Origin of the sequence: Inhella gelatinilytica (assembly GCF_016093295.1) — a bacterium.
GTDB lineage: Bacteria > Pseudomonadota > Gammaproteobacteria > Burkholderiales > Burkholderiaceae_C > Inhella > Inhella gelatinilytica.
Window position 1 is genome coordinate 12,986 of record NZ_JAEDAL010000007.1, and the last position, 20,510, is coordinate 33,495.

The following is a 20,510-nucleotide window of genomic DNA, read 5'->3' on the forward strand; positions in this document are numbered from 1 at the left end:
TTGCGTTTTTCGAACTTCGGACGACCCCATGCGCGCTTCTGTTTTGACTCCCTCGCGTGCCACCTTGGTGGTGGCATTGACCCTGGCGGGATGCCAGCTGGCGTTCGCGGCCCCCGCTCAGCCGCTTTCCACCTATGCCGAACAATTGCTGGACGAGCAAGGGGTCAAGAAGGATGGGCCAGGTGTGGTGATGCTCGTGGCCCAAGGCGACAAACTGCTGTACCAGGGAGCGCGTGGCATGGCCTCGATCGAGCTGGGGGTCCCCCTCAGCCCCGAACACCGCCTGCGCATGGGTTCGGTGACCAAGCAGTTCGCTGCTGCCACCTTGCTTAAGCTGGTGGATGAGGGCAAAGCCAGTTTGGAGGATCCACTCAGCAAGTACCTTCCCGACTATCCGAATGGCCAAGCCATCACACTGACTCAGTTGCTCAATCACAGCTCAGGCGTGAAGAGCTACACCGGTATCGGTGGCTACATGGGCAATCCCGTTCGGTCCAAGTTGGACACCGACGAGATGATCAAGGTGTTCAAGGATCTCAAGCCCGATTTCGCGCCCGGTCAGCAGTACCGGTACAACAACAGCGGCTATGTGTTGCTCGGAGCGGTCATTGAGGCCATTGAGCGCAAGCCTTGGCATGCGGCATTGGATGCGGCGCTCTTGAAGCCGCAGCGGATTGATGTCCGCTATCCGGGGGACCAAGGCTTGGTGCCGGGCATGGCACAGGGGTACTCCCGTGGCGAAGAGGGTGAACTGGCTTTGGCCACCGCCATCAGCATGACGCAACCCCATGCCGCCGGCGCCTTGGTCGGCGATGTTCAGTCGCTGTGGCGTTGGAATCAAGCGCTGCATGGTGGCAAGCTGCTCAAGCCGGCGACCTATCAGCGCATGATCACCCCCGAGGGGGCGGCCGCCACCAACCGTTACGGCTTTGGCATTGGGCTGGACACCCTGCGCGGCCAGCCCATGCTGCAGCACGGCGGGGGTATCCATGGGTTTGTGTCACTCCTGGTCTATCAGCCCGCCAGTCAAATCACCGTGGCCCTGATGGCCAACAGTGACAGCGCCGGTGTCAACCTGGATTTATTGGCTCGCAAACTCGCGGCGCACGCGCTGGGCAAACCGTACCCGCTGATCAAACCGGTGACGGTGGAGGTGGCCGCTCTGCACAAACTCGAAGGCGTCTACTCGGCCGACGGCGGCAAGACCTCGCGCACCCTGCGTGTGATCGACGGTCGCCTCACCAGCACGCGCAGCGGCTCTCAGCCGATCCCACTCACTCCGCTCGGAAACGACCGGTTTGCCTTTGAGAACTCACTGGCTCAGGCGCAGATTGAAAAGAGTACCCAAGGCCCTGTCCTGGCTTTCTTCCCTGACGGCGACGGGGAGGTGCAGCGCTGGGTCAAGGTGGCGGAGGTGGAGAAGCGTGCCGAAGTGGAATTGAACGAGGCCCAGCGTGCGGCCTTGGTGGGTGAATTCGCATCGCCGCAATTGAAGCTGCGCATCTTTGTGGACGCGCAGGGTCGCTTGGCCAGTCAAGCGCCAGGGCAACCCGTCATCTTGCTCAAAGCCCAATCGCCCCGCGAACTCTTTGCGGTGGGGTTGGATGCGACGCTGAGTTTCTCGGACGAGCCCGGTGCGGCCCAGAGCGCGACACTGAAGCAAGGCCCGGCGACGTTGGTGCTCAAGCGTCAATAAGCCGGGGCCGCTCACGCCGCGAAATCCCCGCTGGCGCCGCTGGCCTGCGGGTCGTCGCGCGGGGTAGGACGGAAGGGCCGGACTTTGAAACCATGCCCTCCATCGCACTTTTTTTTGCATGGAGATTGAGATGGTGAAACGTTTGATGGCTTCTTCCGCCCTTGCCGCTACCCTGATGATGGGCGTCAACCCAAGCGCCCAGGCTGCAACTCTGGAACTCACGATCGAAGGCCTGAAGGCAAGTGAGGGTCAGTTGCTGGTGGCGGTGTTTGATCGGCCCGAAGTGTGGCTGCGAGGCGCCGCCCTCAAAGGGGCGCGGGTCAAGGTTGAGGGGCGGAGCCTGACCGTGGTGATCGATGACTTGCCGGACGGGGCCGAAGTGGCGGTGAGCGCCGTTCAGGACCTGAACGGCAACGGTCGAATGGACCGCAATGCCGTGGGCATGCCCATGGAGCCCTATGGCTTCAGCCGGGATGCGGCGGGCAGTTTTGGCCCGCCCAGCTTTGAGGCCGCCAAGATCACGGTGCAGGGTCACACCAAAGCCACGCTGACGCTCAACTGAGGAACTGGCCATGTTGAATCGCCGTCAATGGCTGGTGGCTGGGGGGCTGACGCTGGGGAGTCCTTTTGGCGCTCACGCCGCCCTTGGGCATCCCGATGCGCTGTACACCGGGCCTTTTGGAACCGAACCCGCCCTGCAGCCCTTGCGCGGTTGGGTGGATGCCCAGGACCGCTTGGCCGAGGGGCTGCGCGTGGAGGGCCGGCTACCGGCGGCCTTGCGCGGCACGCTCTATCGCAATGGGCCGGGGCTGTTGGAGCGCGCGGGTCAGCGCTACGCGCACTGGTTTGACGGCGATGGTCTGGTTCAGGCCTGGCACTTCGAGGGTGCGGCGGTTCGCCACACCGCGCGCTTTGTGCGGACCCGAAAGTTCGAACTCGAGCACGAAGCGGGTGCGTTCCTTTTGCCGGCGTTCGGTACGGCCATTCCCGCGCGACGTCCGCTGCGAAGCAGCGACGATGTCAACACCGCCAACACGGGGGTCATCCTTCAGGGCGGCCGCCTGTATGCGCTGTGGGAGGGTGGGTCGGCCCACGAGTTGGACCCCGAGACCTTGCACACGCGAGGGCGCAAAGTGTGGGCTCCGGAGCTCACGGGCATGCCCTTCAGCGCCCATCCCAAGCGCGAGCCGGATGGAACCCTGTGGAACTTTGGCGCTTTCATGGGCAAGTTGGCGCTCTATCAAATAGGACCCCATGGGGCTTTGGTGCGCAGTCGGGTGCTGGACCTGCCCGTGGCAGCGATGGTGCATGACTTTGTCCTGACGGAACGGTTTCTCGTGTTCGTGCTGCCGCCGCTGGAGTTGGATCCTCAAGGCCTGCGCGAAGGGCGCTCCCTCGTGGGTGCAATGCGATGGCGCGCCGAGCAGCCCAATCGCATCGTGGTGATCGACAAGAGCGATCTGAGCGTCAGAACCGTGTTGGAGGCCCCGCCGGAATTGCTCTTCCACTTTGGCAATGCTTGGGACGATGGCGATGCCTTGATCCGATTGGATTACGTGTCCACGGATCACCAGCGGTTTTTGAGCGGCGGCTTCAACAGCATGCTGCACGGCCACCGGAGTGAACCTTTCTCTCCCTCCAACCCCCGCCTGGTGCAGATTGACTTGCGCAAGCGCCGCGTCACCCTGGCGTCGCGTCTGGAGCAAGTTGAATTCCCTCAGGTAGACCCTCGGGTGGTGGGGCGTGCCTACCGGTACGTTTTCTATCCGGAAGCCCGGGGGCGTCGCTGGGGGGAGGGGGCGGCCGTGCTGCGGGTGGATCTGCAGCGGGATCGAACCGAACGGTTCGACTTTGGGCCTGGGGTGATCGTCGAGGAGCAACTCCTGGTGCCCAAACCTGGCCGTTCCCGCGAAGGTCAGGGCTGGCTGGTGGGGACGGGCTTTGACAGCCGCCGCCAACGCAGCTTTTGCACGGTATTTGATGCCGAAGCGGTGTCCGCCGGACCGGTGGCTACGGTGTGGCTCCCGTACTGGGCACCGCTCGGATTTCACGGCCACTTCCAATTCGCGGCCTGACGGATCCGGGTTTTCCCATGTCCGGGGACGCACAATGCGGCCCATGGACCAAAACGAACTCAAACGCCAGGTCGCGCAAGCAGCGCTGGCCTATGTGGAACCGGGCACCGTGCTGGGCGTGGGCACCGGTTCAACGGTGGACTTGTTCATCGAAGCCTTGGCCGCGAGCGGCATGGAACTCGCCGGCACCGTCTCCAGCTCTGAGCGCTCGACCCAAGCGCTCACAGCCGCGGGGTTCAAGGTGCTGGAGGCGGCGGCGGTGGAACGCCTGTCCACCTACATCGATGGCGCTGACGAAATCGATCCCATGGGCCACATGATCAAGGGCGGGGGAGCGGCTTTGACACGCGAAAAGATCGTGGCCGACTTGGCCGATCGTTTCGTCTGCATTGCGGATGCCAGCAAGTGTGTGGATGTGCTGGGCCGCTTCCCCTTGCCCGTGGAAATCATTCCCATGGCCGCGCCGCAATTGATTCGCCGCTTTGCTCAGCTCGGCGGTCAGGCCCAGGTTCGCCCGGGGTGTGTCACGGACAACGGCCAACTCATTTTGGATGTGCGCGGCTTGTCGATCGCCGATCCGCTCGCCGTCGAGGCGGAAGTGAGCCAATGGCCGGGCGTGGTCACCGTGGGTATTTTTGCCCGTCACCGGGCCCGGGTGGCTTTGATTGGGACCCCCGACGGTGTACGCACGCTGAAGTTCGCCTGAGGCCCGGGGCCAGGGCCCCGGGTCCCGGGTCTGACGGTCAGCTGATGCTCAGTGGGGGTCGGTGTGGGGCATGGCCGGCGGCGTGAGGCCCGGAATGGGCAGCGGTTTGCCGTTCAGTGTTGCGGCGCCGCCTTTGAATTGCACGGCTAGGCTCAAGCGGTCGCCCTTGCGTTCCAGAAAACCCCGCTCGACCGCGCCATTGATCTGGGCCTCCAAAGCCTCTGGCGGTAAGGCCTGTCCGGTTTTTTCCAGGACCGTTTGAATCAGGGGTACGGGAATCTCGGCACCCAATTCAACATTTAGTTTCTGGAAGAGCTTGGGATTGATGCCACCCTTGGCCTCTTCATCGGTTACGCCCTGAGCGCCCACTCGGTAGTGCAGGTGGGCGGTTTGCCCCTGAACGGTCACGGAGAGCTTGTCGAGGGCAAATTCCGGGTTGGCGCTGAGCAGGCCCGCGAAACTCTTTTCAACGGTCGCCAAGCGAGCCTTGGGGTCAGGATTGCCGGCGCACCCGTCTTGAAGGGCGCCGGTAATCAAATCCAGATAAGCCGCCACGCGGAACCGATGCAGGCTGTACTGAACGCTGAGCGCATCCAAGGGCAGGCCGGCAATCTCTCCTTTGCCATGCGCTTCGGCCTGGGCGGTGTAAAGCCCGTTCTCGACACTGCCGGTTTGGCTGAATTGCAGATCGCGAAGCGCAAACCACTTGCGGGTGCTGCCATCGGCTGGGTTGGGGCCGGTGAAGCTCATCTCCTTGAGGCTGCCGTTACCCTTGCCTGTGGTTACCCACCAAGTGGGGCCCAGGGTCTCACCCGCGAACTTGACATCTTTCATCACGATGTCCGCGCCTTTGCCGTCCTGAACCCGGTAACCCGGCAGCACTGCCTCATAGCGCCCATGGCCTGCGCGATCCAATTGCAGGCGACCGGTCAGGCCGTCGAACTGAAACTGCATGTCCTGCTGCTGGTAGGCCAGGGCCGGCATGCGAATCTGGGTGTCGGTGCTGCCGTTCCACCCCACGTAAGTGACCAACTCAAAAGGCTCGGCCCCTTTTTTGAGTTCGTTCAGTTTGGCTTGGGTGTCTGCGTCCAAAACCCACTCGCTGCGGATGCGGGCAGCGCCAAAGCCGCGCCACCCGGGGAAGGGGCCGTGCTCAATTTCATCGCGCCACGTGATGCGCAAGGGTTTTTGATCCCCTGTGGGGCAACCCAATTCCACGTTCAGGGTGCGCGTTGCCCCCGTCAAACGTTTGCTGTAGCTCACGTTGGTGAGGCGCAGCAGGCTGTTGGCGTTGCCTTGCCACGATTGAACCTGTGCATCCATCGCAGCCTGGACGCGCTGACCGCTCAGGACAGACGCCCCCACCCACAATCCGGCGACGGCTCCGGCTGCCCCCAGCACCTTGATTCCCGTTTTCATCTGTGCTCCCCGATTCAAATTTGGAGGCGAGATTGTGGGCTGGGCCGCGCATGCCGGTGGCCACCGAATCGGGTGGGTTTGCCCGCATCGTTCTTTGGTGGGAGGGGAGGGCCCGCCAAGTGACCGAGGGGGAGGGCGCTGGATTGGCGCTATGGTGTGCCCATTCACTTGCCCCTGATCTCAAACGATGGAACTCCACACCTTTGACGACTTCTTGACGGCCGCCCAAGCCCAGCCCGAGCCCCAGCGTTTGCTCTTGGTCTTTGCCGAGGCCGGCTTGCCACCGGGCGCCAGTGCGGCCCAGCGTCGGGCATTTGAGGCGGGTGAAGGGGGGGTGTTGAACTTGCTGATGTGTGTGGACAAAAGCCCGCACGACTTGGCGAGCTTTGCCGCGCTGGCCGCGGAGGCCCGAGAGGCCGGCCCGCCCTGGACGTTGATGTTCACTGCGGCCCTAACCGGTCGCGGTGGTCGCGCTCCGACCGAGGGCGAGGTTCAATCGGCGTTGGAAAGCCTCGTGAAACGGATTCACAGCGGGCAAGTCGAGGGCCTGCTGCCCTTCGATGCTCAAGGGCGGGTGGTTCAATGGGGTGCGGCGTAACCGCCCCAGCGGTTGCTCAGGTCGTCTTGCGCGTTTGACGGACCCGGAAACGGGCCGGGTCGACCGCAGCCACCAGCCGGGCTTCGACCGGCGCGGGCAAGCCCAACGCCAACGCCGCGGCCAATTCACCGGCCAGGGTGGCCCAGGTCAAGCCGCGTGAGGCCATGGCCGTGCACAACACCAAGCCTGGGCGTCGAGGCCAGTGGCTGGCCTGTGTGGCCCGGTGTTTCGGTGCCTCCAAGGGCAGGCCGCCAATCAAGGGCAGTTTGTCGGGCGCCAGTAGACGCCAGCTGACACGTCCGGGCAGTTGCTGGGCCCATTCGGCGGTGTTCACTGTGGAGCCACAAAGACGCCGCCACACGTCCAGGTTGTGGGCGCTGTCGGCTTCACGGCACTGAGGATCCGGATCGTGCCCCTGGGCGGTGGAGCCGGACACCACCCGACCATCCGGCAGGCCGATGACATAGCCGCCGCCCGCGACGGGTTGGCGCGGCATGGCGCCTTGCGCGGCCCACGTTGCGGGCAACAGGGAAACCTGACCCCGCTGAGGTGTCAATCGCTGGGCCAAGTCCGGCTCCCACGGGGCAATCAAGGCCGGTGTCTGGTGCCCGGTGGCCAGGACCAACAGCGGCGTTTCGTCCACCAGCGCCCCCCGTTCGTCAAACAGCCGCCAGTGTGTCTCATGGGGCTCGATACGGGCTACCGCCGTGTTGACGCGCACTTCGACACCCTCCAACAACGCCGCCACGAGCTCCGGCGGCGGCAGGGCACCGCCCGCCGGGTAGAACCACGCGGGATCGCCCAGGGGCAGGCCGCTCAAGGCCTTAGCCGCTTCCGAGTCCAGGGCCTGTAAGTAGGTCGGAGACAAGGCTTGGCGGGCCAGTAGGCCGCCCATGTCGGCCGTCGACTGTCCGGGGGCGCGGCGCAACAGCCCCGGTTGATACCAACTGAGCCGCTGCTGGGCGAGGAGTTGCGCCGTTCGCAGGGCACTGGCGCGGTTCCAGCGGGCATGGGGACCGTCGTCGGGGTGAACGCTGCCATGGAACAACCCGCCCGGGTTGCCACTGGCGGCCTGTGCGGGGGCAGCGCGAGCGTCCAGCACGGTGACGGCCAGCCCTTCGCGTCGCAGCGCCCGCGCGCAGGCCGCCCCCGCCACACCGGCGCCGAGCACCACGGCACGGCGGGCATGCGGTGCCAGCGGCTGATGGGCGATGGGTCTTGGGGGCACGAAGCGGGGCGTCCAGTGCGCTTCCAGGCGCTGGGCCTTGCCGCCAAAGCCCGCGACCCTTTCAACGTGGAAGCCCGCCTGAGTCAGGGCTTCCCGGGTGGCGCGCGCCACGCTCCAGGTCGCGGCCGTTGCCCCGGGCTGGGCCAAACGGCTGAGCGTTTGCAAGGTGGCGGCATCCCACATGTCCGGATTGCGGTCAGGTGCAAAGCCATCCAGGTAAAAGGCATCGACTTGGGCGCGGAACTCGGGCAGCGTCTCCTGAATGTCCCCCAGCGCCAGCAGGAGCGTGACCGCCCCGTCGTCAAAGTCGAGCCGGTGCAGCCCAGGCGTCAGGGGCGGCCAGGCGTCCATCAACGCCTGGGCCTCGGCAGCGAGTTCCGAGTGGGCGTGCGCGGCGAACAACTCCGGTTGGGACAGGGGGTAGCGCTCCAGACTCAGGAAAAAAAGGCGCCGACTGCGCTGCGGATCCGCCCGCCAGGCCGCCCAGGTCGCCAGGAAGTTATTCCCCAGTCCGAAACCCGTTTCGAGGATCACGAAGCGATCCCGATGCTGCCAGCGGTCCGGTAGGCCATTGCCGCGCAAGAAAACTTCGCGCGCCTGCGCCAAGGCTCCGGCTCGTGAGGCGTAGCCGTCTTGAAAGCGGGGGCTGCGCCAGTGCAGCGGATCGCTGGAGTCCAGCGCGGCGGGTTCGATGGGAGGGGTGGGGTGAGAAGGGGCCGACATCTGCCTATCATCCCTGAGCATGAGCACCTCCTTTCGTCCGCTGCGCGGTCTGCGCATCCTCAGTCTGGGCCTGAACGTGCCCGCTCCCATCGCACTGCAGCGCGCCAAGGCCTTGGGCGCCAAGGTGCTCAAGGTGGAGCCGCCGGGGGGCGAGGCCTTGGCGCAGGCGGCGCCCCGTGCCTATGCCGACTTGAACGCGGGCATCCGCATCGTTCACAAGGACTTGAAGACAGAGTCTGGCTTGGCGTGGTTGCAGGCCGAACTGGCCCGCTGCGATGTGCTGCTCACGTCATTTCGGCGATCGGCGATGGACCGGTTGGGCCTGAGTTGGCGGACGCTGCAGCGGGCTCACCCGCAGCTGTGGCATGTGGCGGTGGTCAGCGGCCAAGGCCAGCGGGCCGACGAGGCCGGCCACGATTTGACGTACCAGGCCGAAGTTGGCCTGTTGGCCCCCGGGAGCCCGATGCCGCGCAGTTTGCTCGCCGACATGGCCGGTGCCGAGCAGGCCACGCAGGCCCTGCTGATGGCGGCATTGGGCCGGCTACAAGGTGCCCGACCCCGTTACTTGGAAATCGGCTTGGCGGAGGCGGCGGCGGAGTTGGCGCGTCCGGTCACATGGGGGGTGACGGCACCTGGTGCCGTCTTGGGGGGTGGGCACGCGTTTTATCGCTTCCTACGCTGCCAGGATGGGTGGGTGGCGTTGGCGGCCCTGGAGCCGCACTTTGCCGCCAGGGTGGCGCAGGTGGCGGGCTTGGCGGCCGGGTGGAACCCGATGGGGGTTGAAACGCATCGGGCGGTTGCGCGGTGGGTTCGACGACAAACCGGGGCAGCTTTGCGTGAATTGGCGCGAACGCAGGACCTGCCCTTGGTGGTTTGTCCCGATGCGCCAAACGGGGGATGAGGTCACGCTCGCGCGCCATGAATAACGCTGCTCCCAGCCCCGTTGGCGCGCCGTCACCGGCGAATTCCCCCACCCCGTCGTCGGGGGTTTTCAGTATTCCCCTTCACCCCCTCTCTTGGCGTCAGCCTTTTGAGTGGCTGCGATTGGGTGTGCGCGACTTTCTGCGCGCGCCCTTCATCGGCCTGTTTTTCGGTGGCGCCTTCATGGTGATGGGCTGGGCCCTGTTGAAAGCCTACGAGCGCATGCCTGCTTACGTGTTGGCGCTGGCGGCTGGGTTCCTGCTGTTGGGGCCTGTGCTGTGCCTGGGTCTGTATCGAATCAGTCAAACGTTGGAAGCAGGGGGGAAGCCAGATTTTGGCGATGCCCTGCTGGCCTTCGAGTCGCGGATCGGGCCCTTGGCCCTCTTCAGCATGGTGCTGCTGGTGCTGGAGATGGTGTGGGGGCGCGCGGCCTTGGTGGTATTTGCCGTGAGTTTCGACGGCATGCCCGACTTCAAGGGGTCCCTGATGGCGCTCCTGAACCCCGAAAACCTCGGGTTCATCGTGGCGTATTGCAGTGTGGGCGCTGTGTTTGCCGGGCTGATCTTTGCGCTCAGCGTGGTCTCCATCCCGATGTTGTTGGATCGCCCCGTGGATGCGGTGACCGCCGCGCTGACGAGTTTGCGTCTGGTGCTGACCCAACCGGGGGTGATGCTGCTGTGGGGCGCACTGATCACCCTATTGATCGGATTGGCCCTGCTCCCCTGGTTCGCCGGTTTGCCGGTGGTGGCGCCCATCCTGGGTCATGCCAGCTGGCATGCCTACCGTGCTGCGGTGGGCGTGGGCGCGGTTGACACGCCGGCGCAGTCGCCGGCTTGAATGGAAAAAGGCCCGGATCGGGCCTTTCTACGGTTAGCGCGCTGGGTTGCGGGGGGGGCGCCCCCCAAGCAAGGCCGCGGGGCGGTCGCCGTTTCGGGCCGGCCGACCGTCAGTTCGCTCACCCGGGCGAGCTCCGGGGCGGGCGTCACGGCGCGGGTCGTGCGCGGGGTGGGGCCCTGGTTTGGCCGCAGGGTTCCCGGGTTTGGCGGCACCGCGTGCTGCACCGTTGGGGCCAGTCGGACCCATCCCTGGCGCGCGCGGGGCGGCCGATTTGGGTTGACCCCCGCGGCTTTGAGGGGCGTGCTGCGGGGCGCGCGGAGGGCGGCCATGGGGCGCAGCGGGCTTGGCTCCCCGCGCTGCTCGCACCCCGATGGTTTGGCGACCGATTTGAATCGGTTCGGCCTTTTCTCCCGCGGGCACGTCGTACCCAGCAAGGGTCTCGCGGGGCAAGTTGCGCTTGATCAGGCGTTCGATGTCCTTCAGGAAGAGTTCTTCATCAGGGCAAACGAGCGACACCGCCTCACCTTCGCACCCGGCGCGGCCCGTACGGCCAATGCGGTGGACGTAGTCCTCCGGCACATTGGGGAGTTCAAAGTTCACCACGTGTGGCAATTCATCGATGTCAATGCCCCGTGCAGCGATGTCGGTTGCCACCAAAACCTGCAGCGTGCCCGTCTTGAACTCCGACAGCGCTTTGGTCCGTGCGCCCTGACTCTTGTTCCCGTGAATCGCCATCGCGGTCACGCCTTGCTTGACAAGGAACTCGGCCAAGCGATTGGCGCCGTGCTTCATGCGGGTGAACACCAGCACTTGATGCCAGTCATTCGATTGGATCAAGTGGGCCAGCAAATCTTTTTTCCGCTCCCGACCCGTCCAGTAGACACGCTGAGCCACCGTGTCGGCGGTGGCGTTGCGCCGCGCCACTTCAATGTGCTGAGGACTTTTGAGTAAACGGTCTGCCAGCGCCTTGATGTCGTCGCTGAAGGTGGCGGAAAAGAGCAAGCTTTGCTTGGTGGCGGGCAGCAGCGCCAACACCTTTTTGATGTCGTGGATAAACCCCATGTCCAGCATGCGGTCGGCCTCGTCCAGAACCAAAATCTCCACGTGTCTGAGGTCCAAATGCCCTTGCTGATGGATGTCGAGCAAGCGGCCCGGCGTGGCCACCAAGATGTCGACACCACGGCGCAGTGCATCGATTTGCGGGTTCATGCCCACGCCACCAAACATCACCATGGACTTCAGCGGCAGGTGCTTGCCATAGGCGCGCACGTTCTCTTCAACCTGAGCCGCCAGCTCACGGGTGGGGGTCAATACCAGGGCGCGTACCGTCCTTTTGGCACTGGGTTTTTGACTCAGCATCAACCGATGCAGCAGGGGCAGGGTGAAGCCCGCTGTTTTACCGGTACCGGTCTGAGCGCCCGCCAGGAGGTCGCCCCCCGATAACACCATCGGAATGGCTTGCTGTTGAATGGGCGTGGGGGTTTCGTAACCCTGTTCGCGAACCGCGCGCAGGATTGGCTCGGACAGGCCGAGATCAGTAAATTTCATGGGGTAGGGGCCCGCGTCAGTGGCGGGGTCCGCACCGAAGCCACCCCAGAGCTTGAGGGGACGCCGTCAAGGCGGTGCGAGGGTCAAACAGTGATGCGAAGTGCAGCCTGGCCCTGGACGGTCCTGAGGGCACAGGTGTGCAAGTGTACGGCCTGTTGCCATTCTCAGGGATAAGCACGGGCTTGTCAGGGGCTGGGCAGCGGCTAGAGTCGCCCCATGGATCGAATCAATGGTCAGCGCGGCGTCGCGCGCGCGGAATTCGCCAGTTGGTGGCATGCGGGGCGAGCCCTTTGGTCCGGGCTGGACGACGCGGCCGGGGCAATGCGGGCACGTCACCTGTCGGCCATGCTCCGCGTGGCTCCGCTGACCATGGGGGCCACCGCGCTGAGCGTGGTGCTCACCGCCTGGATGTTGCAGACCACCATTTCTTCGCTGGCTTTGGTGCTGTGGTCCGGCAGCTTGCTGGCGCTGTGTGTTCACGGCTTCCAAGGCTGGTGGAAACGCCGAAATCTCCACCCGGAAACGGCCGGCCCGGTGGCCATCCGGCGTGCTACGGCCCATGCGGCGGTGATGGGGCTGGGTTGGGCCGCTGCGTCCGGGGCTTGGTTGCCCGTCTTGGATCCCACGCAGCAGGTGTGGATGGTGGTGGTGTTGATGGCGCTGATGTGCGGAGGCACGGTCGCGCTGTCGTTGATTCCTTCGGCAGCGCTGAGTTTTTTGGCGATCATCACATCGGGGCTTTGGGTGGGCTTGGCGCGCTCCGAACTGCAACTGGTGGCCCCCCTCATCGGCTTGGTCGGCGCTTATGCCGTCGTCATGGCGGCCCTGGTGGTTTCAGCGGCGCACTTCTACGCGCGGGGTGTTTTGACGGAGCGGGAAGCCAGCCGTCAAGGCGAGGTGTTTGGGCTGCTGCTGCGAGATTTCGAGGAAAGCAGCGCGGACGTGCTCTGGGAAGTGGATCGCTTCGGTCGGTTTGTGAATCCCTCGCGGCGTCTGGCAGGCTGGGCCGAACGGCCCGCCGATCGCTTGACCCAGCTGACGCTGATGCAGTTGATGAAGTCGCTGCAGCCGGAAGGGTCATCAGGCGTTGAGCGCCTGCAACAGGCCTTGGACCGTGGTGAAGCATTTCGGGAAGTGCCGGTGCGGGTTCAGGTCGCCAGCGGACAGCGCTGGTGGGCGGTGACGGGCAAACCCCTCACCGACGAACAGGGCGTACCGTGTGGCTGGCGCGGAGTGCTGAGTGATGTGACCGCGGCGCGGCAGTCGCACCAGCATGTTGCCTATCTGGCCCAGCACGATGCCCTCACGGGACTGGCCAACCGCACGACCATTCGCAATCGGGTGGCGCAGTCCCTGGAGGCGGGCGGGCGCCGAGGCGCGCTGCTGTGCATGGACTTGGACAACTTCAAGTTGATCAATGACACGCACGGACACACCCTCGGCGACAAAGTACTGCAAGAAGTGGCGCGGCGGCTGCGAGTGCATGTCCGCAAGGGCGACGTGTGCGGACGATTGGGGGGGGACGAGTTTGCCGTGGTCATTGCGGATGCCCGCTCTGATGACGAAGTGCAGGCCTTTGCGCAGCGCTTGGTGGTGTCCATGCGCGTGCCCATTGAGATCGAGCAGGCATCGGTCACCACAGGGGTCAGCATCGGATTGGCCTTCTTGCCGGACCATGCCCAGACCGTGGACGAGGCCATGGTGGCTGCTGACCTGGCGCTTTACTCCGCCAAATCGTCGGGTCGTGGACGGGTGGAAGCCTTCACGAGTGAGCTGGGAGAGATTCAGCGGCGTCGCGCCACTTTGGAGCGGGAGCTACGCCAGGCGTTGGCCCGTGACGAGTTAGAGGTGTATTACCAGCCGCAGGTGGACCTGAAGACTTGGACGATTTGCGGCGCTGAAGCCTTGGTTCGCTGGCACCACCCTGACCTGGGCTCGATCTCGCCGGCGGAGTTCGTGCCTGTTGCCGAAGCTACCGGGCTGATTCACAACATCGGCGCCTGGGTTTTGGCCAAAGCGAGCAGCGATGCGAAACAACTTTTGCCGGGCCTTCGCATCGCGGTGAACGCCTCGGCCGCACAGGTGCAGCGAGCCAGTTTTGTGAATGAGGTTCGCCAATTGCTCCAGCGGCAAGAGTTGGCGGTGGGGCAGCTGGAAATTGAAATTACCGAATCCCTTTTGATGGAGGACGTGCAAACCGCCCTGGAAAACCTCCACGCCATCAAGCAGTTGGGGGTTCGGATCGCCTTGGACGACTTTGGCACGGGGTATTCCTCGTTGGCCTATCTGCGCCGCTTCCCGTTCGACAAACTTAAAATTGATCGCGCTTTTATCCGAGAGCTCACCAGCACAAGCGATGCGCGCGCCATCGTGCGCACGATCTTGCAATTGGCTCGGGTGCTGGGCATGGACACGGTCGCTGAGGGCGTGGAGGAGCCTGCTCAATTGGAGGTGCTGCAGCACGTAGGCTGTGGCTCCATTCAGGGCTTTTTGGTGGCCCGTCCCATGCCGGTCCAATCGCTCATCCAGTTGCGTGAAAGTTGGGCCAAATTGCCCCGGCCTTTGTTCGAAGGCGCCCTGCCGGAGTCGGTGTTGGCCGAACTCCCCCCTGCCGAATCGCGATAATCCGCGGTTTTCCCCCTGAACGGCCTGCTCCCGCCACTGCGTGGCGGGCGGGTGGGCGCCTGAACCTCTTCCTACTGCCATGGCTCAATACGTATTCACGATGAACCGGGTCACCAAGACGGTGCCCCCCAAGCGTCAGATCCTGAAAGAGGTGTCGCTCTCCTTCTTCCCCGGCGCCAAGATTGGCGTGTTGGGCCTGAACGGCGCGGGCAAGTCCACGGTGCTCAAGATCATGGCTGGCCTCGACAAGGAGTTCGAAGGCGAGGCGTATCCGATGCCGGGCATCAAGATTGGTTTCTTGCCTCAGGAGCCCCAGCTCAACCCTGAGCAGACTGTGCGCGAAGCGGTTGAAGAGGGGGTGGGCGGTGTCATGGCTGCCAAGAAGCGTCTCGATGAGGTGTACGCCGCCTATGCCGAACCCGATGCCGACTTTGACGCCTTGGCGGCAGAACAAGCGGAGCTGGAGGGCATCATTGCTGCCAGCGGGGGCGAGAACACGGACTTGCAACTGGAGTTGGCTGCCGATGCCTTGCGCCTGCCGCCCTGGGACGCAAAGATTGACAAGCTGTCGGGGGGCGAGAAGCGCCGTGTGGCGCTGTGCCGGTTGCTGCTTTCTAAGCCTGACATGCTTCTGTTGGACGAACCGACCAACCACTTGGATGCAGAGTCGGTGGAGTGGTTGGAGCAGTTCCTGCAACGCTTCCCGGGCACGGTGGTGGCCGTGACTCACGATCGCTATTTCCTCGACAACGCCGCTGAGTGGATCCTGGAACTGGATCGTGGCTTGGGCATCCCGTACAAGGGCAACTACACGGATTGGCTGGACCAAAAAGAGCGTCGTCTGGAGACCGAGCAGCGCCAGGATGAGGCCCGCACCAAGGCCATGAAGGAAGAACTGAAATGGGTGCGTAGCAATGCCAAGGGGCGCCAAGCCAAGAGCAAGGCGCGCCTGGCTCGTTTTGAGGAGCTGAGCGATGTCGATTACCAGCGCCGCAACGAAACCAACGAGATCTTCATTCCGGTGGCCGAGCGCTTGGGCAATGAGGTGATCGAGTTCAAAAACGTCACCAAATCATTTGGCGACCGCGTGTTGATTGACGACTTGAGCTTCAAGGTACCGCCGGGGGCCATCGTGGGCATCATTGGTCCTAACGGTGCAGGTAAGTCCACCCTGTTCCGCATGATTCAGGGTACCGAGGTGCCGGATCGTGGTGAGGTGGTGATTGGTAAGACCGCCAAGCTCGCCTTTGTTGACCAAAGCCGGGCCTCACTGAATGGCGAGAAGACGGTGTGGGAAGACGTCAGTGGTGGGCTGGACAACATCATTGTGGGCAAGTTCGTCATGCCCAGCCGTGCTTACCTGGGGCGCTTCAACTTCAAGGGCAATGACCAGCAGAAACTGGTGGGCCAACTCTCCGGCGGGGAGCGCGGCCGCCTGCACCTAGCCAAGACCCTGGCGGAGGGCGGCAACGTGCTGATGCTGGACGAGCCCTCGAACGACCTGGACGTCGAAACCCTGCGCGCGCTGGAAGAGGCGCTGCTGGAGTTCGGCGGTTCGGCGATGGTCATCAGCCACGACCGCTGGTTCCTGGATCGCATTTGCACGCACATCCTGGCGTGCGAGGGTGAGAGTCACTGGGAATTCTTCGACGGCAACTACAGCGAGTACGAGGCGGACAAGAAGAAACGTTTGGGCGAAGAAGGTGCGCGCCCGAAGCGGGTGCGTTACAAGCCCATCGTGTAAAGGGAGAACGGCGCGAGAGGCGGCAAAGGATCTTTACCTTTGCTGCATGGCGGCGTAACGCGGCGCGCCGACGATGCCATCATTCCCACTCGACGGAGGTTTGAAATGCAATCGTCCTACTCTCTCAAGTCCCTGGTCCTGGCGGTTGGCTTGGTTCTGAGCGCGGCCAGTCCGGCCGTTTTCGCCCAACGGGGCGAGGGTCATCCTGGTATGGGCGGGCCTGGCTTTGGTGGCATGCGCATCATGGCTGTGCTCGACGATGTCAATGCCACTGAGGCTCAACGCCAGCAAATCGAGGCCATCTTCAAAGCGGCACGGACCGATTTGAAGCCATTGCATCAGCAGGGTCAGCAGTTGCACCGGCAATTGCTTCAGGCGTTTGCGGCCCCAAATGTGGATGCCAATGCCGTTGAAGCGTTGCGAAAGCAACAGGCAGCCCACCACGAACAGGTCAGCCAGCGCATGAGCCGAGCCATGGTGGAGGCTGCGCGCATCCTGACCCCGGAGCAGCGGGCGCAATGGGCCGACAAGATGGGCAAGCGCATGGAGCGCATGCAACGCCGCCATGAGCAGCATGGTCGCAAGTCCTGACAGTGGACGCAGCGCCGGCCAGGTGCTCATCGTCGATGACGATGCGCGCTTGGCCGACATGTTGCAGGGCTACCTCGGTGGTGCCGGGTTTCGGGTGATGGTCGCCCCCAACCTCACGCAGGCACGCAGTCAATTGGCCCTTCGCAGTGCGCTGCCCGACTTGGTGATCCTGGACTTGATGCTGCCCGATGGGGATGGCTTGGACTTTTGCCGCCTACTGCGGGCCGAACCGCACCTTCGGGCGCTTCCTGTTCTGATGTTGTCAGCACGCGGCGAGCCGCTTGATCGGGTCTTGGGATTGGAGTTGGGGGCCGATGATTACCTGCCCAAACCTTTTGAGCCGCGCGAATTGCTGGCGCGGGTGAAGGCGCTTTTGAGACGCGGGGCGCCGGCAACTGCGGAGACCTTGCGCTTCGGTCGCTTGGAAATCGACCTGGGCGAGCGCGTTGCGCGTCTGAGTGGTCAGGTGTGCGACCTGACCAGCCATCAGTTTGAGTTGCTGTTGGTGATGGCCCGCCATGCCGGTCGGGTGATGTCGCGCGATCAGATCATGGATGCGCTGAAAGGCCACCCGCTCGAAGCTTTCGATCGCAGCATTGATGTCCATATTTCGCGCATTCGCGCTGCGATTGAGGATGATCCCAAGGCGCCCAAGCGGGTGCTAACGGTCCGTGGAGCGGGCTACGTCTTTGCACGCAAGCAGGACGGCGAGTAGGTTTCGATGCGCTCGCTCTTCTGGCGAATCTACCTCACGGTGGTTGGCGTGTTGCTTGCTTTTGCGCTGGCGGGCGGTTGGTTGGCCCACCGGCAAATTGACCGCGAGCGCGATGTGGCCGAGGCGGCCCAGACCGAGCGACTGCAGGCCATGGGGGCTCTCCTTGAGAAGGCGCTGCCGGGTCCAGAGGCCCCCCAGGCCGAGGTGGGCTTGGCGCTGCGGCGCTGGGGGCAGCAGTTGCGTTTGCCGCTGGCCCTTGAGAACGAGCGCGGCGAGCGTGTGGCGAGCACGCCGCGCTTTGAACGCCGCGAAGAAATGGGCGACTCCGCCGCCGTGGACGCGATCCCTCTGTCCGATGGCCGCCGCTTGCTGGTCTTGCGGCCTTGGCGGCCCCGAAATGGTTTGCCGGCACCCTGGGGGCCGCTGACCAGCGCACCGGCTCTGGGTTTTCTCTTTGTGCTGCTTTTTGTCGGTGTGGCCGTTGGCGCCTACCCGGTCGTGCGCCGCCTCACTCGCCGACTTGAGGCCTTGCAGCGCGGTGTCGAACGCTTTGGACAGGGGGACCTCAGTCACCGCGTCCAACTGGATGGACGCGACGAAGTGGCGGCCGTGGCCCAGGCCTTCAACCAGTCGGCGGATCGAATTTCGGCGTTGTTGCGTGCTCACCAAAATCTGGTCGCGAATGCCAGCCACGAGCTCCGATCGCCGCTCGCGCGTTTGAAGATGGCCATGGCGTTGCGGGGCGATGGGGAATCCGCGCAGCCGATGGAGGCTGAGATTGCCAAGAACCTTTCGGAGCTGGATGCCCTGATCGAAGAACTGCTGCTTTCAGCGCGGCTTGAGGCGGCTGATCCCGCCCGGCAACCCGTGGACTTGCTGGGCCTGGCGGCGGAGGAAGCGGCGCAGGCCGGTATCCCGCTGGAGGGCGAGTGGGGCCAGGTGATGGTCTTGGGAGATGAACGCTTGTTGCGCCGTGCGCTGCGGAACTTGCTGGAAAACGCGCGGCGTTACGGGGGCAATCGCCAGGAGTTGCGCGAAGTGTTGCTCCCGGGATGGGTTGAATTGCAGGTGCTCGATCGCGGGGCGGGGGTGCCGGAGTTGCTGCGAGACCGAATCTTCGAACCCTTCTTCCGTCTTCCCGGACATGCAGAGGTCGCGGGCGGCGTGGGGCTGGGGCTGGCTTTGGTGCGCCAGATTGCCCGTGCGCATCACGGTGAGGTGCGTTGCGAGGATCGCCCCGGAGGCGGCGCCTGTTTTGTGCTGCGGCTGCCGGTGGCTTAGCCCAGCCTTTCGGACGTTGGGCTGGAGGGGGTCCGCTGTGATTGGTGCTCAACCCAAATCTGAAGCGCGCTGAGCAGACTCCCTGCGAGCAACAGGCCCACGGTTGCGCTCATCCAAAAACCAACGGCCCCAAGTCCTTGGCGAAAGGCCAGCCAGTTGCCGCCGCCTATTCCAACACCCCACAGCGCAAAAACGTAAATGCCCATAGGCCAATTGACGACGTGGTGAGCCCGGAGCACGCCTGCGGCCACGTATTGCAGCGAGTCTCCGATGTGGAAGACCCACAGCCAAACCAGTAGAGGAAGGGCGGCGGCAATCGCCGCGGCATCTGAGGTGTACAGCCGGAGGATGGGCTCTCGCCAGAGTGCGACCCAGCCGCCCAGGACCGTGGCCACCACCAGACCCCACAGCAAGGCGTGCCGGCCGATCTGAGCGGCCATTGCCCATTGCTTCGCGCCGAGGGCTTGGGATACCAGGGTGGTGGCGGCATTGGACAGTGCCAGCGGCACCATGAACATCATCGCCACCAGGTTCACGGCGATTTGGTGTCCGGCGACCGGCGTTGGTCCCAAGCGAGCGATGAAGATGGCCATGAAGGTGAAGCCAGTCACCTCCACCAACACCGATCCCCCCAAGGGCAGCCCCAGCTTGAGCAAGGCCCATTGGTCTGGCCAAGCCGGCCGGACCCGCCACCACGATTGAAAGGCAAAAGGGCGATAAAACGGATCGCGATGCAACACCCATTCGCCGATGAGCCATTGCGCAGTCATCACGAGGGCGGTGGCCCAACTGCAGCCTTGGGCACCGAGGGCTGGAACAGGCCCCACCCCATACACCAGCGCGGCGGTGAGGGGAATCTTGAGCAACAAGCCGCCCACTTGCAGGGCCATCACCGCTTTGGGGCGCGAAACCGCGGTGTTGAATCCTCGGTAGGCCGTGAACAAGAGGGCGGGGGCCAGAGCAAAGGCTAGTGGACGCAGATAGGCCCGCACAGACTCTGCTGCTTGATCATTGAGTTGGGCCATCCACAAGAAGGGCTCGGGCCAGAGCAGCAGCCCTGTGCCCGGAATGGACAGCATCAGCGCCAGCCATTGGCACTGCGTCATTTGCCAGCCCGCTTGTCTGGGCTCGCGGGCCCCGAACAGACGGCCGGCAATGGGCCCGATGGCCAGCACCATGCCCATGAAGCCAACGAAGACCGAGAAGAAGACCGAGGAACCCACGGCCAAAGCTGCCAGAGCGTCGCTGCCGAGCCGCCCCAGCATCAAGGTGTCGACGGTGGAGTAGGCCAAAACGGCGATTTGCCCGATCAGCACCGGCCAGGCCAATGCCCCCAACTCGCGACCACTGTGTAGCCAGCGTTTCACGACTTGGGATCCTCGGCTGGCGTGCTGCCTGCCACGCGCTCGGCATACCGGTTGAAGCGCCATGCCGTGCCCTCTCTCAAGATGCGGCGCCAAACGGCACGTTTCTCGAAGGCGCCGAGCTCGGTCCAGTGTTTGACCTCTTCAAAGGTGCGCCCGCACCCTTTGCACAGCGCATCGCCTTGGGTGGTGGAGCAGATGGCGATGCACGGTGAATCCTGGGTCGACCCGTACCAGTCCAAAAAGGCGGCGCGGGCCGCGCCCTGGAGCAGTTGCTCATCCCACTGGGCATCGTGGTGATACACCATCAGGGCGTAGACCTCCGCCAGCGCCCGCACTTGTGCACAAGCGCTGATGCCATCGGGTGATGGCTGGCGCTCCCGCCACCAGTTGATGGCAAGTTCCAGATCACTGATGTGCAGTGTGGCCATAAAGATCA

17 protein-coding genes are annotated in these 20,510 nt (G+C 64.2%); 12 read left to right on the forward strand and 5 right to left on the reverse strand.

What is annotated here, in order from left to right; translation table 11 throughout:
- The first annotated feature begins 28 nt into the window (after nt 1-28).
- The 4 genes from I7X43_RS12945 (at nt 29) to rpiA (ending at nt 4,477) form a co-directional block, all read left to right on the forward strand.
- Entirely contained in the window at nt 29-1,696 is a 1,668-nt protein-coding gene (locus I7X43_RS12945; protein ID WP_198101374.1) for a serine hydrolase domain-containing protein, read from the forward strand.
- Between the two features lie 130 nt (nt 1,697-1,826).
- On the forward strand, nt 1,827-2,258 hold the full coding sequence (locus I7X43_RS12950) for a DUF2141 domain-containing protein (protein WP_198101375.1): 432 nt from the start codon (nt 1,827-1,829) through the stop codon (nt 2,256-2,258).
- A 10-nt stretch (nt 2,259-2,268) separates the two neighbouring features.
- Nucleotides 2,269-3,771, forward strand: a complete 1,503-nt coding sequence (locus I7X43_RS12955; protein WP_198101376.1) for a carotenoid oxygenase family protein — start codon at nt 2,269-2,271, stop codon at nt 3,769-3,771.
- Between the two features lie 43 nt (nt 3,772-3,814).
- Nucleotides 3,815-4,477: a ribose-5-phosphate isomerase RpiA gene (gene rpiA, locus I7X43_RS12960; RefSeq protein WP_198101377.1), complete on the forward strand. Its 663-nt coding sequence runs from the start codon at nt 3,815-3,817 to the stop codon at nt 4,475-4,477.
- Between the two features lie 48 nt (nt 4,478-4,525).
- Here the strand turns inward: rpiA and I7X43_RS12965 are convergent, their stop codons facing one another.
- Nucleotides 4,526-5,896, reverse strand: coding sequence for a YdgA family protein (locus tag I7X43_RS12965; protein WP_198101378.1), 1,371 nt, complete (start codon nt 5,894-5,896; stop codon nt 4,526-4,528).
- Nucleotides 5,897-6,083: 187 nt separating this feature from the next.
- Between I7X43_RS12965 and I7X43_RS12970 the strand changes: the two genes are divergently transcribed.
- The gene (locus I7X43_RS12970; RefSeq protein ID WP_198101379.1) at nt 6,084-6,494 is read left to right on the forward strand and encodes a ribonucleotide reductase subunit alpha; all 411 of its coding nucleotides are present in this window, start codon (nt 6,084-6,086) and stop codon (nt 6,492-6,494) included.
- 16 nt (nt 6,495-6,510) lie between these two features.
- Here the strand turns inward: I7X43_RS12970 and mnmC are convergent, their stop codons facing one another.
- Nucleotides 6,511-8,445 (reverse strand): bifunctional tRNA (5-methylaminomethyl-2-thiouridine)(34)-methyltransferase MnmC2/FAD-dependent 5-carboxymethylaminomethyl-2-thiouridine(34) oxidoreductase MnmC1, encoded by a 1,935-nt coding sequence (gene mnmC / locus I7X43_RS12975; protein WP_198101380.1) that lies wholly within the window; start codon nt 8,443-8,445, stop codon nt 6,511-6,513.
- Between the two features lie 19 nt (nt 8,446-8,464).
- Here mnmC and I7X43_RS12980 point away from each other — a divergent pair, with 19 nt between their 5' ends.
- Nucleotides 8,465-9,346 carry a CoA transferase gene (locus I7X43_RS12980; RefSeq protein WP_198101381.1) on the forward strand — a complete coding sequence of 294 codons (882 nt, stop codon included), beginning with the start codon at nt 8,465-8,467 and terminating at the stop codon, nt 9,344-9,346.
- A 17-nt stretch (nt 9,347-9,363) separates the two neighbouring features.
- Entirely contained in the window at nt 9,364-10,203 is an 840-nt protein-coding gene (locus tag I7X43_RS12985) for a DUF2189 domain-containing protein (protein ID WP_198101382.1), read from the forward strand.
- Nucleotides 10,204-10,236: 33 nt separating this feature from the next.
- On the opposite strand, the gene I7X43_RS12990 is transcribed toward I7X43_RS12985, so the two are convergent.
- The gene (locus I7X43_RS12990) at nt 10,237-11,751 is read right to left on the reverse strand and encodes a DEAD/DEAH box helicase (RefSeq protein ID WP_198101383.1); all 1,515 of its coding nucleotides are present in this window, start codon (nt 11,749-11,751) and stop codon (nt 10,237-10,239) included.
- A gap of 216 nt (nt 11,752-11,967) precedes the next feature.
- Between I7X43_RS12990 and I7X43_RS12995 the strand changes: the two genes are divergently transcribed.
- From I7X43_RS12995 to I7X43_RS13015, 5 genes are all read left to right on the forward strand, one after another.
- Entirely contained in the window at nt 11,968-14,376 is a 2,409-nt protein-coding gene (locus tag I7X43_RS12995) for a putative bifunctional diguanylate cyclase/phosphodiesterase (RefSeq protein WP_198101384.1), read from the forward strand.
- 79 nt (nt 14,377-14,455) lie between these two features.
- A complete protein-coding gene (gene ettA, locus I7X43_RS13000) occupies nt 14,456-16,120 on the forward strand; it encodes an energy-dependent translational throttle protein EttA (protein ID WP_198101385.1) in 1,665 nt (554 codons plus the stop codon).
- 105 nt (nt 16,121-16,225) lie between these two features.
- Nucleotides 16,226-16,711, forward strand: coding sequence for a Spy/CpxP family protein refolding chaperone (locus I7X43_RS13005; RefSeq protein WP_198101386.1), 486 nt, complete (start codon nt 16,226-16,228; stop codon nt 16,709-16,711).
- Complete coding sequence (locus I7X43_RS13010) at nt 16,686-17,426, forward strand: response regulator (protein ID WP_246480416.1); 741 nt, start codon at nt 16,686-16,688, stop codon at nt 17,424-17,426. Before I7X43_RS13005 ends, I7X43_RS13010 begins: the two co-directional genes overlap by 26 nt.
- 6 nt (nt 17,427-17,432) lie before the next feature.
- Nucleotides 17,433-18,707, forward strand: a complete 1,275-nt coding sequence (locus I7X43_RS13015) for an ATP-binding protein (RefSeq protein WP_198101387.1) — start codon at nt 17,433-17,435, stop codon at nt 18,705-18,707.
- Here the strand turns inward: I7X43_RS13015 and I7X43_RS13020 are convergent.
- Nucleotides 18,704-20,074, reverse strand: a complete 1,371-nt coding sequence (locus I7X43_RS13020) for an MATE family efflux transporter (RefSeq protein ID WP_310737568.1) — start codon at nt 20,072-20,074, stop codon at nt 18,704-18,706. The genes I7X43_RS13015 and I7X43_RS13020 overlap by 4 nt on opposite strands.
- On the reverse strand, nt 20,071-20,502 hold the full coding sequence (locus tag I7X43_RS13025; RefSeq protein WP_198101389.1) for a DUF3717 domain-containing protein: 432 nt from the start codon (nt 20,500-20,502) through the stop codon (nt 20,071-20,073). The genes I7X43_RS13020 and I7X43_RS13025 overlap by 4 nt, the downstream gene beginning before the upstream one ends.
- Between the last annotated feature and the right edge of the window lie 8 nt (nt 20,503-20,510).

Bases quoted from the DNA above. Each gene is read 5' to 3' on its own strand.
- I7X43_RS12945 (WP_198101374.1), top strand. From the start codon at position 29: ATGCGCGCTTCTGTTTTGACTCCCTCGCGTGCCACCTTGGTGGTGGCA.
- I7X43_RS12950 (WP_198101375.1), top strand. From the start codon at position 1,827: ATGGTGAAACGTTTGATGGCTTCTTCCGCCCTTGCCGCTACCCTGATG.
- I7X43_RS12955 (WP_198101376.1), top strand. From the start codon at position 2,269: ATGTTGAATCGCCGTCAATGGCTGGTGGCTGGGGGGCTGACGCTGGGG.
- rpiA (WP_198101377.1), top strand. From the start codon at position 3,815: ATGGACCAAAACGAACTCAAACGCCAGGTCGCGCAAGCAGCGCTGGCC.
- I7X43_RS12965 (WP_198101378.1), bottom strand. From the start codon at position 5,896: ATGAAAACGGGAATCAAGGTGCTGGGGGCAGCCGGAGCCGTCGCCGGA.
- I7X43_RS12970 (WP_198101379.1), top strand. From the start codon at position 6,084: ATGGAACTCCACACCTTTGACGACTTCTTGACGGCCGCCCAAGCCCAG.
- mnmC (WP_198101380.1), bottom strand. From the start codon at position 8,445: ATGTCGGCCCCTTCTCACCCCACCCCTCCCATCGAACCCGCCGCGCTG.
- I7X43_RS12980 (WP_198101381.1), top strand. From the start codon at position 8,465: ATGAGCACCTCCTTTCGTCCGCTGCGCGGTCTGCGCATCCTCAGTCTG.
- I7X43_RS12985 (WP_198101382.1), top strand. From the start codon at position 9,364: ATGAATAACGCTGCTCCCAGCCCCGTTGGCGCGCCGTCACCGGCGAAT.
- I7X43_RS12990 (WP_198101383.1), bottom strand. From the start codon at position 11,751: ATGAAATTTACTGATCTCGGCCTGTCCGAGCCAATCCTGCGCGCGGTT.
- I7X43_RS12995 (WP_198101384.1), top strand. From the start codon at position 11,968: ATGGATCGAATCAATGGTCAGCGCGGCGTCGCGCGCGCGGAATTCGCC.
- ettA (WP_198101385.1), top strand. From the start codon at position 14,456: ATGGCTCAATACGTATTCACGATGAACCGGGTCACCAAGACGGTGCCC.
- I7X43_RS13005 (WP_198101386.1), top strand. From the start codon at position 16,226: ATGCAATCGTCCTACTCTCTCAAGTCCCTGGTCCTGGCGGTTGGCTTG.
- I7X43_RS13010 (WP_246480416.1), top strand. From the start codon at position 16,686: ATGAGCAGCATGGTCGCAAGTCCTGACAGTGGACGCAGCGCCGGCCAG.
- I7X43_RS13015 (WP_198101387.1), top strand. From the start codon at position 17,433: ATGCGCTCGCTCTTCTGGCGAATCTACCTCACGGTGGTTGGCGTGTTG.
- I7X43_RS13025 (WP_198101389.1), bottom strand. From the start codon at position 20,502: ATGGCCACACTGCACATCAGTGATCTGGAACTTGCCATCAACTGGTGG.